Source organism: Arthrobacter alpinus (genome assembly GCF_001294625.1).
Taxonomy (GTDB): Bacteria; Actinomycetota; Actinomycetes; order Actinomycetales; family Micrococcaceae; genus Specibacter; species Specibacter alpinus_A.
The window spans coordinates 2,010,172-2,027,083 of sequence record NZ_CP012677.1 but is presented as its reverse complement, the minus strand read 5'-3'; the positions used below and the strand labels follow the sequence as shown (position 1 = coordinate 2,027,083).

The window sequence follows — 16,912 nt, the reverse complement described above, 5'->3', positions numbered from 1 at the left end:
TTCGACGCCGGAACCGCACCTTAGTTTTTGAGGCCCAGTTACCGTGTTTTCTGGTGTCTTGCGAGACGGTAGACTGGTTCACTGGATAGGGCGTCTGGGCAACCGCGCGTCACGCAAGTGGCTCGAGGAACGTCCGGGCTCCACAGAACAGGGTGGTGGGTAACACCCACTCGGGGTAACCTGCAGGAAAGTGCCACAGAGAAGAGACCGCCAGCACGGCAGCAATGCCGCGCAGGTAAGGGTGAAACGGTGGTGTAAAGAGACCACCAGTTCCCCAGGTGACTGGGGAAGCTTGGTAAACCCCACCCGGAGCAAGGCCAGACAGGGCATGACTGAGGGCTGTTCGCCCGAGTGCCTGGGTAGGCTGCTAGAGGGCGTCGGTAACGGCGTCCGTAGATGGATGGTTGCCTCTCCGCAGCGGGGTAACTGCGGCGGACGACAAAACCCGGCGTACAGGACGCCCTATCCACCAAATGGCGTGTTTGCCCCGTGTTTACGCGGGATGGGCACGCCATTTCTGTTAGAAAGCCGGTGTGGTTCCTGACTTTCACCGTTTTTCACCGCCTCGAGTTCAGCCTCTCGCTGCGATTCATCGCCATCATCCTCTTTGTCGCCACGGCGGCGATCGGCTGGGTGCGACGCAAAGCCGTGGACAAGTAACCGCCGGTGCAGTGCGTACACTTGCCAGCATGCTGATACGACAGGCAACCGCCACCGACTGGCCGGGCATATGGGCCCTCATGGAACCCATCATCCGCGCCGGTGAAACCTACACCTTTGCCACCGATTCCTCCGAGGAGTTCATGCAGTCGCAGTGGCTTCCCGCCGAGTCCTTGGTGCACGACGGCGGCGCCTGCGCCCGCGTGTGCCGCAGCTATGTTCTCACGGAGGAAACGGGGGGCACGTCCGCACCCATGATCGTGGCCACCGCGCAGCTGCACCCCAATTTCCCCGGCGCCGGCTCGCACATCGCCAACGCCAGCTTCATGGTGCACCCCAACCATGGAGGCAAGGGGTATGGGCGGCTGTTGGCCCACCACGTCCTCAACGCCGCATTCGCCGACGGCTACAAGGCGATGGTGTTTAACGCCGTGGTGGAATCAAATGCCGCTGCCGTGCGTTTGTGGCAGTCGCTGGGCTTTGAGATTCTGGCCACCATCCCCGGAGCATTTGAGCACCCGGTTCACGGCCCCGTCGGCCTGCACCTGATGTACAAGGCGCTGGCAGCTTAGCCCTGCCAGACTCCTGCCGGTAGCAGCAAAGGCCTCCGGTGCTTTCCGGGTGTGGATAACTCCCCACACGATCCGTTGCCTGTGCCTAGACTCGAAGGTATGGAACATCGTCCCCAGGGTGTGGCTACCCCCGGCACGGCCTGAGGTGCCCCGTGTCCCGGCAAGCCGTCCAGACTCAAGGCCCCAACAGCCCCCGGAAGCCCCGGAGCCCCGGGCGGGGCCTACTCACGGCAGTAGCCGCACTGGGGGTGTTGCTGCTTGTCATGGTGGCGGGCTGGTTGCACTCAAGCGGCCGGTGGCCGTTTGAGCCGGACGCCGGCCCGACGCCGGCAGTCAGCACACCGGTCCCCGGCGTGGGGAAACCGGTGCTCTCCGTGGGCGTGGCCTCAGCCCTGGCCGTGTTGGAAACACTTCCGGTCAAGGGCAGGGCACCCAGGAACAACTATGAGCGGGGCATTTTTGGTGAGGCGTGGCTAGACGCCGACACCAACGGCTGCGACACCCGCAACGACATCCTGCGCCGGGATCTGGGCCCGGCGACGCTGGGCGACGGTTCCCTGTGCGTGGTGGCCGCCGGCACCTTGGCGGACCCCTACACGGGGCGCAGGATCGAGTTCCGGCGAGGTTCGGACACCAGTACCGCCGTGCAGATCGACCACGTGGTGGCGTTGGGCAACGCCTGGCAGACAGGGGCGCAACAGCTGACACCGGTGCAGCGCCAAAGCCTGGCCAACGATCCCTTGAACCTACTGGCAGTGGACGGCCCCGCCAACCAGGAAAAATCAGACGCCGACGCCGCCACTTGGCTGCCGCCCAACAAGCCGTTTCGCTGCCAATATGTGGCCAGGCAAATATCGGTCAAGGCCGCCTACCGGCTGTGGGTGACCCCGCAGGAAAAGGCGGCCATGCAAAGGGTGCTGGGGAAGTGCCCGGGCACCACAAGCCTCCCGTCAGGGTACCGGCACTGAACTACGCCATCGTGGTGCCAATTTCGGTCAGCGTGAGCTCGGGGTAGTTCTTTTCGACCCGGCGCATGGCCCAAATATCGTTGAACAATGCCAAGAACTCGCCGTCACTGCGTTCCAGCACCTCGGCACCATGGACGGCGGCCAGCGTGGCTGCCGCGTCCGGCGTCGTCAGCCTGGCGAGGGAATAAGACAGACGCTCCAACCGCATGGGGGCGTTGAAATCGTGGTGCATGCGATCCTCGACCACCTCGAACTGCATGGGACCGACTGCGGCCAGCACCGGGGCCTGATCGCCGCGCAGGTCCGAACGCAGCACCTGGATGACACCTTCGTGCTCCAACTGTTCGATCCCGCGGCGGAACTGCTTGTACTTGCTGGGGTCCTTGGAACGGGCCACCTGGAAATGCTCGGGCGCAAAGAGCGGAATGGCAGGGTATTCCACCGGCTCCTCCACGAACAAGCTGTCGCCAACGCGCAGCGCCGAGGCGTTGACAAGTCCGACGACGTCGCCAGGGAACGCGGTGTCGATCACCTCGCGCTCACGGCCGAACACCTGCTGCGCGTACTTGGTGGCGAATGACTTGCCGGTGCGGGTCTGGGTAACCACCATGCCGCGCTCAAACATGCCCGAGCAGACGCGGACGAAGGCCACGTGGTCGCGGTGGGCCTGGTTCATGCCGGCCTGGACCTTGAAGACAAAACCGGAGAACGGGGCTTCGATGGGCCGGGGCGTGCCGGTGACGTCGGGGCGCGGGGCAGGCGGGGGTGCGAAGTCCACCAGGGTGTCAAGGATCTGTTTCACCCCGAAGTTCAAGGCGGCGGAGGAGAACAGCAGGGGTGTGGCCTTTCCGGCGTAGAACGCCTCCAGGTCTAGCGGGGCGCCCGGGTCCACCACCAGGGACGCTTCGTCAATGGACTCCTGCCAGGCGAGGCCTTCGGATTCGGCGGCCTCCTCCGGGGTCAAATAGTCGGTCAAGGCGATGTGTGCCCCGGCGCTGTTGCGCGCGAACTTGGCAAACTCGTCGCGCTGGATGTCCCAGACGCCGCGGAAATCTCCGGCAATGCCGATGGCCCAGGTCAGCGGCATGGGGGTCAGCCCGGTGCGCGTGGTGATCTCGTCCATCAGTTCCAGCGGGTCCAGGCCCGGGCGGTCCCACTTGTTGATGACGGTGATGATGGGAAGGTTGCGCTGGCGGCACACCTCAAAGAGTTTCATCGTCTGTGTTTCCAGGCCCTTGCCCGCATCCACCAGCATGACGGCGCAGTCGACGGCGGCCAGCACCCGGTAGGTGTCCTCGGAGAAGTCGGCGTGGCCGGGGGTGTCCAGCAAGTTGATGACGGTGTCGCGGTAGGAGAACTGCAGGGCCGCGGAGCTGATGGAGATGCCGCGGTCCTTCTCCATCTGCTGCCAGTCGGAGACGGTGTCCTTGCGGTTGGACTTGCCATTCGTGGCGCCAGCGGTGCCAATCACCTTCGCGTGCAGGGCCAGTGCCTCGGTCAGCGTCGACTTACCGGCATCGGGGTGGGAGATCACGGCAAAAGTACGACGCCGGGCCGCCTGGCCTGTGATGGGCGTGACGCGGGCGGGGGACTGGGCCGGAGAGGACACGAGACTACTTTCTGGGGTTTTGGTTACTTCGGTGGCGTGGGCGGAGCAGGAGAAAATGGTGCACGGCAAAACGCCAACTCCCAAGTTTAGCGCAGCCGGACGCCGGGTTGCTGATCCGCGGCAGCTGCACACGCAGCAACATGCTTGCTAGTGCGGGAGCACCAGGTACCCCCAGCCCACCTGCCAAACACCTCCGGCAGCGATGCGGTCCAAGACGAGCCGTTGCAACGCCGTCGTCCGGGGCAGCTGGTCCAGGTGTTCCATGCTGCGTGTGCGGAACGTAAAATATACGGCGTCGGTGGGTTCATCCCGAGGGGTTCCGTACGGGGTGAAGAGGGCCGCAAAGCGGAAAATGTTTGACCACCGGTCCATGTGGGCACACAGGTACGGGTCAAGAAGCCACGACTCGCAATTGGCGATCGTGACCGGTTGTGCCGGAAAGTGGGTGCTAAAGAATGTCCCCGCCGCCGCCAGGCTTTCAGTGACCGAGTGGGTGCTGAGGCCGCCGTCTTCGGGGATATGCACGCCCAGGACCCAGTCGCCGTCGGCCAGGCCGGGGATCTGTGTGCTCGGCTGGTGGATGAGATATTGCAGACGCCCCAGCTGGAAGATCCGGCCGGCAAACACGTGGCTCAGCCACTTGTAAGTATCCATCCCAAAGCGGCCATGGACCCGACGATTGATGGCCAGGTTACGGCCAAAGTCTGCCAAGGTATCCTTGCTGATCGCGTCAGGGATGTCCTTTTCCGCGTGCCACGCCAGGATGGCCGGGACAAAACGGACCATGGCTTCAAGCCAATCGTGCTCTGTGACAGGTACTCCGGCAGTGCCCAACTCAGGAACTGACGCATCGGAGCTTCCCAACCGGGCGGACAGGTACTGTTGGACGACCTCCGCGCCAGGGCTGATGGGCCCCTCAAGCAGTGCCTGGCATTCCTGAAGGTCCCCGTCGGCAATGCCCAGGTAGTCAAGTTCCAGGTCTGTACGCAGTGCTGTGTGCGGGATCATCTAGCCAGCTTACCGAATTCTCTTCGCCTATTTCTTGCTGGGCTTGGGCTTCTTGACAAACAATGTCTCGGCTTGTTCAAGGGACATGCCATTGGTTTCCGGGATTTTGAACATGACGAAGAAGAACGACGCCGTCGCGAACAACGCGTACAAGCCGTACGTCAGCGGCAGGGAAGCCGCAGCCATGACCGGGAAGGTAAGCGTGATCAAGAAGTTGGCGATCCACTGGGCGGCGGCGGCCAGTCCGAGGGCGCGGGCGCGGATGCGTGAGGGGAAGATCTCGCCCAGCAAAACCCAGACGAGCGGCCCCCACGACGCGCCGAAGCTGACCACGAACACGTTTGCGGCGACCAGTGCTATGGGTCCCCACGCACCGGACAAGGAGACCTCGGACCCCGTTCCACTGGCAGTGGAAAACGCCAATGCCATGGTGCCCAGGGAAACAGCCATGCCGATGGAGCCGGTGAGCAAGATGGGGCGCCGGCCGATCCTGTCCACCAGGGCGATGGCCACCAAGGTGACCAAAATGTTCACGATGGCCGTCACCACGGAGATGGTCAGAGAGTCCTTCTCCTGAAAGCCGACTGCCTGCCACAACGTCGTGGAGTAGTAGAAGATGACGTTGATGCCGACAAACTGTTGCAGCACCGAAAGGATGATGCCGATCCAGACCACGGGCATCAGGCCAAAGCGCTTGCCACGCAACGAACCCTTCTTGGCGGAGCGCGAATCTTCGGCGATGGCGGTCTTGATGTCGCGGATGCTGCGGGCGGTGTCGTCATCCGGGGCGATCGTGGCAAAGACGCGGGCGGCTTCCTCGTCCCTGCCTTTGACCACCAGGAAACGCGGGGACTCAGGCAGTACGAACGCGATGGCTCCGTAAACGAGTGCTGGGACGGTTCCGGCCAGGAACATCCAACGCCACGCCGGCAGACCGAACCAAAGTTCCTGGAGGGCGCTGCCTGCCGCATTGGCAAAAAGCGCGTCGGAGAGCAGGGCGGCAAAGATACCCACGGTGATGGCCAGCTGCTGCAACGACGCCAGCCGTCCGCGGTGCTTTCGCGGGGAAATTTCGGAGATGTACGCAGGGGCGATGACCGAGGCCAGGCCAATGCCCAGCCCGCCAACCAGGCGCCAGAAAATAAGGTCCACGACGTTGAAGGCCAGGCCGGTGCCGATGGCACTGATCAAGAACAAGGCTGCACCGATCTTCATGGCCGGGATGCGGCCCCAAGCATCGGCAATCCGTCCCGCCAGATAGGCGCCCAGGGCGCAGCCAAGCAAGGCGACAGCCACGGCAAAACCTGTCAGGGCGTCGCCAAGCTTGAACTGGCCCTGGATGGCATCCACGGCCCCGTTGACAACGGATGAATCAAACCCAAAAAGGAAACCGCCCACGGCGCCGGCCACGGCCAGCCCAACGACTTTGCGTGGAATCCCGGAGCCGACTGCCGGCTCTTTGTTGATACTGGACATGGTTTCCCCTCGCCAACGGCCCAAAAAGTGGGGCCGCCTGTTTCAGTCCTTCAAATGTGAATCCCGGTTAAGATGCACGATACTCCTCGCAGGGACGGCGTCGGGCTCAGTGGCCGAACGGGTCCGGATCCACGCCGGGCATCCATGTCAGGCCTGGCACACCCCAGCCGTTGCTTTTGGCGGCCCGCTTGGCCTTCTTGGCGAACCGTGCGTCCAGCCTGTCGACGTACAGCTTGCCGTCCAGGTGGTCGTATTCGTGCTGCATGCACCGGGCAAACCAACCGGTGGCCTCAAAATCAAGCGGGTTTCCGTCGGCGTCAAAGCCACGCACGCGCACCCACTCGGCGCGCTTGAGCGGGAAGTCGATGCCGGGGACGGAGAGGCAGCCTTCCACCTCGTCGTCGGGATCCGGGGCGTTGCCGGAAATCTTCCCCACCGTCAGCGTGGGGTTCACCAGCACGCCCTTGTCCGGGACGCCGTCGACGTTCTCCATGTGGTACGTGAAGATGCGCAAGCCCACACCGATTTGGGGGGCGGCCAAACCCACGCCGTGGGCGGCATCCATGGTCTCAAACATGTCGGCGACGAGGGACTTCAGTGGTTCGTCAAAGGCTTTGACTTCCTCGGCACGGCGGTGGAGCACCGGCTCGCCCAGAATAGTTACGGGGTGGATGGTCATCACAAAATCCTTTGTCAACATACTGCCAAACAGTGGTGGGAATGAAAAACACCCCGATCAATTGACCGGGGTGTTTTGTGTGTCCTGTGGAAACACCTTGGGGTGAGATACGGGGGTTGAACCCGCGACCTCCTGGACCACAACCAGGCGCTCTGCCAACTGAGCTAATCCCACCATGCGCTACCGGTCCGCATTCGCACCGTGAGGTGCTCCCTGCGGATTAGGCAACGACGACTACTTTACACGTATTCGGGCGAGGTCATCACCACAACGGTCCATTTCAGCCAAAAAGTGAGCTAGATCGCGTTCCGAAACCCGGGGTGTGGTGAGTTTGTGCGCCGGTTAATGGGAAAGCTTGGCCGCAATTTTTTTAGCTGTTGCCGAATCCGGGCCCGGTGCAGGCACAAACACTGCTTCACGATAGTACTTGAGTTCGTTGATGCTGTCCCGGATGTCGCCCAGCGCGCGGTGTCCACCGGTTTTGGGCGGTGACTGGAAGTACGCACGAGCAAACCAGCGACGGGAGAGCTCCTTGATCGTGGAGACGTCGATGACGCGATAGTGCAGGTGCTCCACCAGCTCGGGCATGTCGCGGGACAAAAAGACCTTGTCGGTGCCGATGGAGTTTCCGGCGAGGGGCGCCTTGTTCGGCTGGGGGACATATTTTTTGATGTACTCCAAAACCTGCCCCTGGGCTTCGGCCATGGTGATACCGCCTGCGAGCTCATCAATGAGCTTCGAGGAGGTGTGCATGGCACGGACAAAATCGCCCATCTGGGCCAGCGCCTCATCCGTGGGTTTGATGACAACATCCACCCCGTCGCCAAGAATGTTCAGCTCGGAGTCGGTCACCAACACCGCCACCTCGATCAATGCGTCATTGACGGCGTCCAAGCCTGTCATCTCACAGTCAATCCATACAATGCGTTCATTAGTAATAGGCACCCTTCCAATGTACCGCGAACCGTAGGGGTGCCGCGCTGGTAAAATTGCTTTGACAGATCCTGCACGGTTAGCACCTTGGTGTGGGGAAATGACTTTTGACGGCCGGAGACACGTGAGGAAAGCCTCGCCCCGCGCATCGGGTGACGCATCGGGTGAACTGGGCACCGCTGCGCAACAGCCTTGGATCGCGTTGTTGCAGGGGATGCTCGGTTCCATGCTGATCTTGGCCGGCTCTCTCGGTGTCGGCTGGATCGCCAATGGCTCCCCGATGATCCGCAACTCGCTGGTCATTGCGCTGCGCACCGACGGGTCCGGGGTGGTGGTTTCGACCATTGCCTTGACGCTAGGGGCCATGATTTTACTGCGTTCCTGGCTGCGTCTGGGCCAGCGGCTCTCGCTGTGGGGGCCGGGCTCCTTGAAGCAAGTGGTCCTGGCGGTGGTGCTCTGGGGTGCGCCGCTGTTTGTGGCCGTGCCGATCTTCTCCCGCGACGTTTTCGCCTATACAGGCCAGGGCCGGTTGATGGCCGAGGGCATGAACCCCTACACCACTGGCATCTCCGCGCTGAGCAACTGGTTCATGTTGGGAACCGACCCGTCGTGGGCTGAAAACCGGACGCCATACGGCCCGCTTTTCCTGTGGCTGTCGCGCGGCGTCGTGGCCATAACCGGCGCCCAACCTGAACTCTCGGTGCTCTTTTTTCGGCTCTTGGCGTGCGTTGGAGTGGCCCTGTGCGTGATCTTTCTCCCAAAACTGGCCGAACTCGGGGGCTTTAACGGGGCCCGTGCCCTTTGGATTGCCGTAGCCAACCCGCTGTTCCTGATCTCCTTCATTGCCAGCGCCCACAATGACGCCCTCATGGTGGGCCTGGCCGTGTGCGGGGTATACCTTGCGGCGACAAGGAAACCGTTCCTCGCCATCGTCCTGGTGACCGCCTCGATCGCGGTCAAACCGATCACCATCGTGCTCCTTCCCTTCATCGGTCTCCTCTGGGCGGGGACTGCTGCCGGGTGGGGCCGGCGGTTCGCGGGCTGTGGGGCAACGGGCGCCATCAGCTTGTTCTTGCTGTGGCTTGCGGGTATCCCGCACAACCTCGGGTTTGGCTGGACCTGGGCGTTGCTGGACTCAATTCCCGGTTACACGGGGTATTCGCCCTCCGGGTTCGTCGGGCAGTTGGTGGGTTCGCTGGCCAACGCGGTGGGCCTTGATGGCGGCATCTTTGAAAACGGCTTCCGCACCCTGCTGACAGTGGGCAGCGTGGGCATCGCAGGGTGGCTGGTCCTCTTTGGTGACCCCCAGAAGGTGTTACGCCGGCTTGCGCTGGCGTTTGCCGCCGTCGTCATGCTGGCACCCATCATCCAGCCTTGGTACATCTTGTGGTTCCTGCCGTTCCTGGCGGCCACTGGGATCAAGAACGACTGGCAGATCAAGGTTTGCTATGTGGTCATTGGGTTCTTTGTGGTGTTCGGAGCCCAAGACCAGCTGTTTGTGTGGAACTTTGTTGACCTGCCCATGGCCACGAAGGCGCTTTCCTCCTGGGTGGCGATCGCCGTTGTTGGCTACCTGCTGCTTATAGACGTCCACACCCGGAAGCTGTTGTTCACCAAGGGCCTTGAACTGGCGCACGCCCTCCCGCTGAAGTAGCCGGTGCGCGCCGATTACCTACCCACGGCCGGGACGGTCTGGGCGCGGACCCGCTGACTCGCAGAAGGTTCGCCAGGAAAACCCTCACTTCATGCCACCCTTGCGCAGCGCCGCCATCGGCCGCGTCTTGAAGAGGTGTTCGTGGAACAGGTCCGTCCAGCCAATCCTGATCACCGTCCAGCCCTGCTCGATCAGCTCGTTTTCGCGTTTCCGCTCGTCCCTGAGAACTTGTGGGGTTGGCCGGTAGTTGAAGTACTTTCCCTCGCATCGAATTCCAGGATCACTTTGTACCGGGGCCGGGCGAAATCGGCGCGGTAGCTTCCGTTCCGGGTCGACAGCTTGTACTGCAACTGCGGTGCTTCGATGGCACAGACGTGGATGAGCTCACGCGTCATTGACTCACCTGCCGACTCGGAATCGGCGCAGGCAAAGTCAAGGGCAGCCCGGAAAAGTCGAATACCCCGGTGCCCGTTCAATGCGGCGGCCTCCTGTTCCAAGGCCGCCCGGGATATACCGACGCGCAAGGCGTAGTCCATGAGAATCAGGACTTGTTGATAGTTCATTGTCAGGGCGCAGTCCACGGTGGTCCGCAATATGTTCGTTACAGGCAGCCCGTCGAATTCTTCGCAGACCGGGTGGGGTGGATGAACGGGTCAGCACGCCACAGGGGCAGTTCGTGCAGCCTGGCCGCGGAAGTATGGCTGTAGATGGACCACGATGGCTAGGAGGTGACGGCTGCGTGGGCGTGCAGCAGTATCCTCAACCGGTCCTGACCCGTCCCATCAAACCTGTCCCAGTAGGCGGCCCGGACATAGCAGCCCATGCGGGCCCTGATGAGGATGCGCTGGTGCACCAGTAGGCTGATGGCATCCGCGTTGAGCCCCAAATCCCTGAGTTGGCGGGTGCGCCAGGCGTGCTCGTTCTCCGGCAGGTGTGTTGCCAGGCGAAGCAGTCTGGAATCGGCAGACGAGACTGGGGGTTCTTCGGGTTGGCCGGGGTTGGTGCGGGAAACCAGCCGCAACGAGGTACCCAGGCCAGTCACGGTGGATGGGAACGTGGCCTCGCTAGGCCCAGCTGAAGTGTTCATCCTTCAAGACTGCGGGCAGTTGTACTCCTGTGCCAGACACATTTTATAATCTGTGGATAACTCTGGCGGCCGGTCCGCGACGGCGAGGTAGCCGGTCAGCGCCGAAACTCGCCCCGCGTTGGTGCGGTGTCGGCGTGGTCCGGCTACCTCGGTGTTGGTGTCTGTGGCTGGGCTAGGGTGTCCTTCTCGTGCGATGCCTTACGGCCCAGTTCGATGGTTCGCCGCACAGCCCACACCAGAAGCGTCACCAGCAGCACGTTGCGGATGGTGAGCACCGCGGCCATGATGGGGTTCGCATGAATCAGCGGGGTGTAAAAGAGCGGGTAGATCACGAAGGTGGTGAACGCGATCCCCATCAGAAGTGTGGCCGGAACCTTCCAGCGGTCCCAGTTGTGGGTGAGGCCGGCAACGACTACCGGTGCCAGCCAGATGATGAACTGGGGTGAGCCCACCTTGTTGAAAACGATGAAGGCCGTGACCATAAGCAGTGACCCTTCAAGGAGCAGTTCCTCGCGCTCGGCGCCACGTCGCAGAGCCCAGATCATCAGCAGCGCCCCGGCCACCGTGGCGATGATCAGAAGCGGCTGCATCAGCATGGCTGCCACATCCGCGCCGGGGCCGTACACCTCGGTGGAATTGATCGCCACGTTGTCCGCTATCTGCGCGCCACCAATACTCAGCACGCTTAGCCACACCCACGGGGTGGAGAAGCTCGCCTCGAGCTGCATGCCGCGCTCGCCCTGGTTGATGGCAAAGTCGAACAGGTGCGACCCCGCCCCGGTGAGCACCGTTGCCCCGGCCACGACGGCGCTGACAGCCACGCCGGCCAGCAACACGCGGACGCGCTGGGCGCTGGCAATCAGCAGGGGCGCGACGACGGCGGCGGGCCAGACCTTGATCCAGGTCGCCACCGAAAGCAGGACAGCGGCGACCACGGGACGGTCGGCGGCAAACAGCAGGGCGATGAGCACTATGGGAGCGGTGATGCCTTCCACGCGGGCAAAGCTCAGATACCCCATGAAGATGGTGAAGAACAGCCAAAACCATGCGGGGGCAATGCCACGCTGCGCGCGCGGGCCGCGGGTCAGGTAAAAGAGGCCGACGGCGTCCAGCACAATGATGATCAACGTCCAGCCCAGCAGGTACAGCGCAGGGCCAAAGACGTTGGCGGCAAAGATCGGGATCTGGGCCAGCACCGGATAGACCCAGGGGCTGATGATGTCGCCCAGATCCCCTGGGTTGTAGCCCAGCTGCGCCCATTGCCGGTACTGCTCGGTGTCGCTAAAAGTGTTGCCATGGACAATGAAACTCATCATCCAGGCCAGGAAGAACAAGTGGACGGCGGCGAATCCCCACCACACGCTGGCGGGCGTACGGAACCAGACCAGGACACTGGGGGAGAGGATGCGGTTGCGGACCATGACGGCGCGTTGGAGGATCCGCTCGAAGAGGGGCGTTGAAATCTTAGGACTCCTTGCCCGTGGCCGTGCCGGCGGGCGCGGAGGGGGATGCGCCGTCGTGCGTGGACTGAGCGGACGTTCCTGGCCCAACCCCGGGAACGGAGCCTGTTTTGCGGCCGGCCAGGAACAAGGCTCGCACCGACCAGATGAACAGCAGCACCAGCATCAGGTTGCGCAGCGTCAGAACGGCGGCCATGACGGGGTTGTTGTGGGAGAGGGCGTCGTAGAACAGCGGGTACACCAGGAAAGTGAGGGCCCCGATGCCAATCAGCATTGCCGCCGGGACGCGCCAGGCCTTCATGTTGTATGCCATACCCACGGCGACGGCGGGCGAGAGCCACACCATGAACTGGGGTGAACCCACCTTGTTGAACACCACAAAGGCGGTGGCCAGGGCTAGGGAACCCAGTAGCAACAGCTCGGTACGGTCGGCGCCGCCCTTGCGCTTGCCGGTGTGCAGTGCCCAGAAAATGAGTGCGGCAACCACCAACGCGGCAAGGACGAGCAGCGGCTGCATCAGCACGCTCATGACTTCGGTGCCGGGGCCGTCGACCTGCATGGAATTGATGTCGTGGTTCATGAACATTCGTGCGCCGCCAATGTTCAGCACGCTCATCCACAGCCACGGGGTGGTGAACGTGGCCTCGAGTTGCATGCCGCGATCGCCTTGTTCCAGCAGGAAGGTCAGCAACTTGGGCAGCGCGTTCAGGCTCAGGGCCAGTGCCACCACAAACGCCGTGACCAGCATGCCGGCCAGGATCACCTGCACCCGTTGCTTCACCACCGTCAAAAGCGCCAGCACGACGGCGGCGGGCCAGACCTTGACCCAGGTCGCCACACTGAGAATCACCGATGTGAGGAACGGCTGTGCCACGCCAATCGAGAGTGCGATGAGCACCATGGGGGCCGTGAGACCGTCCACCCGGGCAAACCCCAGCCAGCCCAGAAGTGCCGTGAATCCAATCCACCACAGTGCGGCCGGGATGGCCTGGGTGTTCCTGCCCCAGCTGGTCAGCTTTGCCACGGCCAGGCCGTTCAGGATGGTGATCATCAAAACCCAGATGAACAGGAACGCACCGCTTCCGAACATGTACGCCACTGCCATGGGAATCTGCGCCAGGATGGGGTACACCCAGGGGCTGGGACCCGTGACCTGGGTGGGGTCAAAGCCGGCCTCGGCCCATGCCCGGTAGATAAAGGTATCGCTAAAGGCCTCGCCGCGCAGCGACAAAACCGCTGCAAAGATGACGAAGAAGAGGTGGACTACGGCGAAGACGCTCCATAGTCCTCGCGGGGTCCGCAACCAGGCCTGGGCTGGTGCCGGCAGGATCCGGTCACGGAAACGGGCGAGCGCGGCAAAGAATGTGTCCGTGGAGATGGTTGGATCCTTCTCAAGCGTGATTGGGTAGAATGCGAAGGGCGGTGTCCTTCGCGCTTTGATACATATTAGCGCAGCCGGTATTTCATCCACGGTTCCGTGGACCCGCCCCGTGCTGAAAAGGCCGGCGAATGGTACAGGTCAGTGACAGTTCAGGAGAGAGTGTTTGAGCCGCCGGAGTATTGCTGAACCAGCGTTGAGGAGTCAGGTGCCAGCCAAGGATCCAGCGCACGCGGGCACCGCCACTTCCGCCCTCTGGCAGGGTTTTGCCGGTTCCGTGATGCTGTTGCTCGGATCCTTTGGGGTCGGCTGGCTGGCCAGCAGTTCCTCGTTGATCCGGACGCAGCTTTTCATTGTGGCCAGAACCACACCAGTAGCGGTCATCACGTGCACCGTGTTGCTGTGTGTTGGCGCATTGCTGATGTTGCGTGCCTGGTTGCGGCTATCCCAGCACTTGCGGGAGTGGGACGGGAGTTCCCGGCCCCTGCTCCTGAAGGCGTTGACGCTCTGGGCTGCGCCGATGATGGTGGCCCTTCCACTTTTTAGCCGTGATTCCTACGCCTACATTGGCCAGGGCCGGCTCATGCAGCAGGGCCTGGACCCTTACACCAACGGCATCTCCGCGTTGAGCAACTACTTCATGTTGGGCCCGGACACGCTCTGGACCGAGGCACCCACACCTTATGGCCCCGTGTGGCTGTGGATCGAGCAGGGCGCCGTGTGGATGGCCAATGGAAGCCCGGAACTGGCGCTGGTTCCGTTCCGCCTTGCCAGCCTGGCCGGTGTGGTGCTTCTGGCCGTCTACGTCCCCAGGCTGGCCGAACTGCACGGCTTCAACCCCAACCGGGCCCTGTGGCTGGTGGTGCTGAACCCTGTGCTGCTGATCAACTTCATTGCCAGCGTCCACAATGACTCCCTGATGCTGGGCCTGGTGGTGGCCGGAATCTACTACGCATCCATCAAGCACCCCGTAGCCGGGATCCTCTTGGTGACAGCATCGATCGCGATCAAGCCCATCACCTTGATCGCCTTGCCTTTTGTGGGCTTGCTGTGGGCTGGCTCGCAGGCCGGCTGGGTGCGAAAGTTTGGTATGTGGGCCGCCACCTTGGGTATTTCCGCCGGTGTCATGGCGGCGATGGGCGTTGTCAACGGGCTGGGCTTCGGCTGGTTGGCTGCGCTGCAAACACCCGGCACCGTCTGGATCTGGTATGCGCCTGTGGGCTTGTTCTCGCACGTTGTCGGCTTTGCCGTGACCCTGTTTGGCGGTGCGGGAGCGTCCACCACAGACGTCATCCAAAGTATCGGCCAAGTCGCCTCGATCCTGCTCGTCATGGCGCTGGCGTTCTTCAAGGTGTCGATGCCACCCTTTGGTGGGCTCGGCCCGGATCTGCCCGTGGAACACAGATACGGGCAGGCCGTGCAGCGCCGGATGGCCTGGGCTTTCGCTGTCGTGGTCCTGCTCGCCCCCATGATCCAGCCGTGGTATATGCTCTGGCTGCTGGCCTTCTTTGCCGTGACAGGGGTCAAAGATGGCCTGCAACTGCGGTGCGTTCTATACTTGAGCGCGTTCTTCACACTGATTGCCCTGACGGACCAGCTGAGTATTTTTCAGGGTATTCCCGTGGGTGTGGTGCGTGCCGTGGCCATCAGCGTGGCGGTGATCGGTGCGTTCTACATCATGTTCTGGGACAAGAAAACGCGGGTGCTGTTCATGCCTGGCCGTGCGCTGGCGCAGCTCCCACACGAAAGGGCCCAATAGGTGCACGGCTGCGTCAACTCATCTATCCGTCGAGGTGTTTGAGCGCCTCGCGCCGTGACAGTGGACTGAGCTGCCCGCCGTGGCGGGTCACAAAATCACGCACCCAGTCCGGGTCCGTCTTGGCGTATTGGCGCAGCGCCCAGCCGATTGCCTTGCGAATGAAGAACTCCGTATCACCCAGATTCGCCGCAATCACCTGGTGCAGCAGCCCGGTGTCGGTTGATTCCTTCGCCGGCAATTGGGCGATGATCGCTGCCCGGCGGAACCAAAAGTTGGCGTGGGTGCTCCACGCGCGCAGCAGTGGGTCCATGACGTCCCGGTGGGCTTGCAACAGTTCGCACAGCCGCGGTGCCACCGAATCCACATAGTCCCACCATTGCCCGGTCTCCACCACCCCGGCGTAAAAGGGCAGAAGCCGCATCTGGCCCCGTGCCAGTCGGGAGTCGGTGAGCATGATGGCCGCATAGCGCTCTTCCCGAAATTCGGCGCCGGCCCACAGCTGGACCACCGTGGCACCTAGCTGCTCTACTCCGGTAAAAGGGTGCTCCTTGGCCAGGGCCCGGACACTTTTGCGCACCGTGGGGCAGGACACCCCAAGAAAGGGCATGGACGACTTCATGTACGCGGCCATTGCCGCAGCCTCCTGCGGAAGGGCCACCTCGGAGAGGGTTGGGCGCAGGGCGGCGAGGAACAAGCGGTTGGGGGTAACGGCGTCGTTCCTCATTTTCACAGCGTAGCGGCCTTGGGTACTGTGGAGGGAACACTTCAAGGCAGCAAGGGACCTCCATGGGCAAGATCAAGACAGCAAGCGAAATCGCCGTGATGCGCCAAGCCGGGCGGGTAGTGGCGCAGGCGCTGGCGGCCGTCAGGAACCATGCTGCGGTCGGTGTGAGCTTGCGGGAGCTCGACACCGTTGCCGCCACCGTCTTCGCCGACGCCGGCGCTGTCCCGGCCTTCTTGAACTACCAGCCGCGCTGGGCGCCCCTCCCCTTCCCGGGGGTGATCTGCGCCAGTGTCAACGACGCCGTCGTCCACGGCATCCCCAACGGGTACAAGTTGGCCGACGGCGACCTGGTCAGCATTGACGCCGGAGCCTTCCTGGACGGCTGGTGCGGGGACTCCGCCATCAGCTTCACCGTCGGGGAGGGAAGTGCCGCGGACCTGGCACTCATCGCCGCCACCGACGCCGCGCTGGCCCGGGGCATCGACGCGGCCAGGATCGGCAACACGATGGGGCACATCGGGTACGCCATTGAGAAGCAGGCCCGCAGCGCCGGCTACGGACTGTTGGCCGACCACGGCGGCCACGGCATAGGCCGGGCCATGCACGAGGAGCCGCCCGTCCCCAACGAGGGGCGGCCCGGCAGGGGCATGAAGCTGGTGGAGGGGCTGGTCATCGCCATTGAGCCGATGCTGATTGCCGGCGGTAACGACGACTACCAGCACGACGCCGACGGCTGGACCCTGCGCTCCCTCAAGGGCAGGCGGGCAGCCCACAGCGAGCACACCATTGCTATCACCGCCGACGGGCCCGTGATCCTGACGCTGCCCTAGCTGGCGATCACTCCCCGGTGGTCGAGCCTGTCGAGACCCGGGGGGCCGTTGTGGTGATGCGGGGGTGGCCGGCCAGCCTCGCATCACCACAACGGCCCCCGGGCGGCGAGCTCTT

At 63.1% G+C, this 16,912-nt stretch carries 16 protein-coding genes, 1 tRNA gene and 1 other RNA gene; 7 read left to right on the top strand and 11 right to left on the bottom strand.

Annotated features, from left to right (window positions below):
• Positions 1-86: 86 nt before the first annotated feature.
• The 4 genes from rnpB to AOC05_RS09070 all read left to right on the top strand — a co-directional run bounded on the left by rnpB (position 87) and on the right by AOC05_RS09070 (position 2,200).
• An RNA gene (gene rnpB, locus AOC05_RS09080) (RNase P RNA component class A) lies at positions 87-469 on the top strand.
• 20 nt (positions 470-489) lie between these two features.
• Positions 490-660 carry a hypothetical protein gene (locus tag AOC05_RS19415; protein WP_154605606.1) on the top strand — a complete coding sequence of 57 codons (171 nt, stop codon included), beginning with the start codon at positions 490-492 and terminating at the stop codon, positions 658-660.
• 29 nt (positions 661-689) lie between these two features.
• The gene (locus AOC05_RS09075) at positions 690-1,232 is read left to right on the top strand and encodes a GNAT family N-acetyltransferase (RefSeq protein ID WP_062009565.1); all 543 of its coding nucleotides are present in this window, start codon (positions 690-692) and stop codon (positions 1,230-1,232) included.
• A gap of 152 nt (positions 1,233-1,384) precedes the next feature.
• Positions 1,385-2,200, top strand: a complete 816-nt coding sequence (locus AOC05_RS09070) for an HNH endonuclease family protein (protein ID WP_062006951.1) — start codon at positions 1,385-1,387, stop codon at positions 2,198-2,200.
• A gap of 1 nt (position 2,201) precedes the next feature.
• On the opposite strand, the gene AOC05_RS09065 is transcribed toward AOC05_RS09070, so the two are convergent.
• The 6 genes from AOC05_RS09065 to orn form a co-directional block, all read right to left on the bottom strand.
• Positions 2,202-3,809, bottom strand: coding sequence for a peptide chain release factor 3 (locus tag AOC05_RS09065; protein ID WP_062006950.1), 1,608 nt, complete (start codon positions 3,807-3,809; stop codon positions 2,202-2,204).
• Positions 3,810-3,956: 147 nt separating this feature from the next.
• Positions 3,957-4,817 carry an acyltransferase domain-containing protein gene (locus tag AOC05_RS09060; RefSeq protein ID WP_062006949.1) on the bottom strand — a complete coding sequence of 287 codons (861 nt, stop codon included), beginning with the start codon at positions 4,815-4,817 and terminating at the stop codon, positions 3,957-3,959.
• A 27-nt stretch (positions 4,818-4,844) separates the two neighbouring features.
• The gene (locus AOC05_RS09055) at positions 4,845-6,293 is read right to left on the bottom strand and encodes a sugar porter family MFS transporter (RefSeq protein WP_062006948.1); all 1,449 of its coding nucleotides are present in this window, start codon (positions 6,291-6,293) and stop codon (positions 4,845-4,847) included.
• A gap of 106 nt (positions 6,294-6,399) precedes the next feature.
• Positions 6,400-6,972, bottom strand: coding sequence for a peptide deformylase (gene def, locus AOC05_RS09050; protein WP_062006947.1), 573 nt, complete (start codon positions 6,970-6,972; stop codon positions 6,400-6,402).
• 98 nt (positions 6,973-7,070) lie between these two features.
• Positions 7,071-7,146: transfer RNA gene (locus tag AOC05_RS09045), tRNA-His, on the bottom strand.
• Between the two features lie 168 nt (positions 7,147-7,314).
• On the bottom strand, positions 7,315-7,875 hold the full coding sequence (gene orn, locus AOC05_RS09040; protein WP_062006946.1) for an oligoribonuclease: 561 nt from the start codon (positions 7,873-7,875) through the stop codon (positions 7,315-7,317).
• Positions 7,876-8,005: 130 nt separating this feature from the next.
• On the opposite strand from orn, the gene mptB (AOC05_RS09035) reads away from it, so the two are divergent.
• Complete coding sequence (mptB, locus tag AOC05_RS09035) at positions 8,006-9,559, top strand: polyprenol phosphomannose-dependent alpha 1,6 mannosyltransferase MptB (protein WP_197277924.1); 1,554 nt, start codon at positions 8,006-8,008, stop codon at positions 9,557-9,559.
• Between the two features lie 191 nt (positions 9,560-9,750).
• Here mptB (AOC05_RS09035) and AOC05_RS09030 read toward each other — a convergent pair whose 3' ends face one another.
• The 4 genes from AOC05_RS09030 to AOC05_RS09015 form a co-directional block, all read right to left on the bottom strand.
• A complete protein-coding gene (locus AOC05_RS09030; protein WP_154605602.1) occupies positions 9,751-10,122 on the bottom strand; it encodes a hypothetical protein in 372 nt (123 codons plus the stop codon).
• Between the two features lie 158 nt (positions 10,123-10,280).
• Positions 10,281-10,646: a type IV toxin-antitoxin system AbiEi family antitoxin domain-containing protein gene (locus AOC05_RS09025; protein ID WP_062006943.1), complete on the bottom strand. Its 366-nt coding sequence runs from the start codon at positions 10,644-10,646 to the stop codon at positions 10,281-10,283.
• Positions 10,647-10,789: 143 nt separating this feature from the next.
• Positions 10,790-12,067: a glycosyltransferase 87 family protein gene (locus AOC05_RS09020; RefSeq protein WP_062006942.1), complete on the bottom strand. Its 1,278-nt coding sequence runs from the start codon at positions 12,065-12,067 to the stop codon at positions 10,790-10,792.
• A 43-nt stretch (positions 12,068-12,110) separates the two neighbouring features.
• Positions 12,111-13,484, bottom strand: coding sequence for a glycosyltransferase 87 family protein (locus tag AOC05_RS09015; RefSeq protein ID WP_082358159.1), 1,374 nt, complete (start codon positions 13,482-13,484; stop codon positions 12,111-12,113).
• 208 nt (positions 13,485-13,692) lie between these two features.
• Between AOC05_RS09015 and mptB (AOC05_RS09010) the strand changes: the two genes are divergently transcribed.
• On the top strand, positions 13,693-15,243 hold the full coding sequence (mptB, locus tag AOC05_RS09010; protein ID WP_062006941.1) for a polyprenol phosphomannose-dependent alpha 1,6 mannosyltransferase MptB: 1,551 nt from the start codon (positions 13,693-13,695) through the stop codon (positions 15,241-15,243).
• Between the two features lie 22 nt (positions 15,244-15,265).
• Here the strand turns inward: mptB (AOC05_RS09010) and AOC05_RS09005 are convergent, their stop codons facing one another.
• A complete protein-coding gene (locus AOC05_RS09005; protein ID WP_062009563.1) occupies positions 15,266-15,967 on the bottom strand; it encodes a DNA alkylation repair protein in 702 nt (233 codons plus the stop codon).
• Positions 15,968-16,029: 62 nt separating this feature from the next.
• Between AOC05_RS09005 and map the strand changes: the two genes are divergently transcribed.
• On the top strand, positions 16,030-16,797 hold the full coding sequence (gene map, locus AOC05_RS09000; RefSeq protein ID WP_062006940.1) for a type I methionyl aminopeptidase: 768 nt from the start codon (positions 16,030-16,032) through the stop codon (positions 16,795-16,797).
• The last annotated feature ends 115 nt before the right edge of the window (positions 16,798-16,912 follow it).

Coding starts and splice junctions, on each gene's coding strand:
- AOC05_RS09075 (WP_062009565.1), top strand. CDS start 690: ATGCTGATACGACAGGCAACCGCCACCGACTGGCCGGGCATATGGGCC.
- AOC05_RS09060 (WP_062006949.1), bottom strand. CDS start 4,817: ATGATCCCGCACACAGCACTGCGTACAGACCTGGAACTTGACTACCTG.
- AOC05_RS09055 (WP_062006948.1), bottom strand. CDS start 6,293: ATGTCCAGTATCAACAAAGAGCCGGCAGTCGGCTCCGGGATTCCACGC.
- def (WP_062006947.1), bottom strand. CDS start 6,972: ATGACCATCCACCCCGTAACTATTCTGGGCGAGCCGGTGCTCCACCGC.
- orn (WP_062006946.1), bottom strand. CDS start 7,875: ATGACAGGCTTGGACGCCGTCAATGACGCATTGATCGAGGTGGCGGTG.
- mptB (WP_197277924.1), top strand. CDS start 8,006: ATGACTTTTGACGGCCGGAGACACGTGAGGAAAGCCTCGCCCCGCGCA.
- AOC05_RS09030 (WP_154605602.1), bottom strand. CDS start 10,122: ATGAACTATCAACAAGTCCTGATTCTCATGGACTACGCCTTGCGCGTC.
- AOC05_RS09025 (WP_062006943.1), bottom strand. CDS start 10,646: ATGAACACTTCAGCTGGGCCTAGCGAGGCCACGTTCCCATCCACCGTG.
- AOC05_RS09020 (WP_062006942.1), bottom strand. CDS start 12,067: ATGGTCCGCAACCGCATCCTCTCCCCCAGTGTCCTGGTCTGGTTCCGT.
- AOC05_RS09005 (WP_062009563.1), bottom strand. CDS start 15,967: ATGAGGAACGACGCCGTTACCCCCAACCGCTTGTTCCTCGCCGCCCTG.
- map (WP_062006940.1), top strand. CDS start 16,030: ATGGGCAAGATCAAGACAGCAAGCGAAATCGCCGTGATGCGCCAAGCC.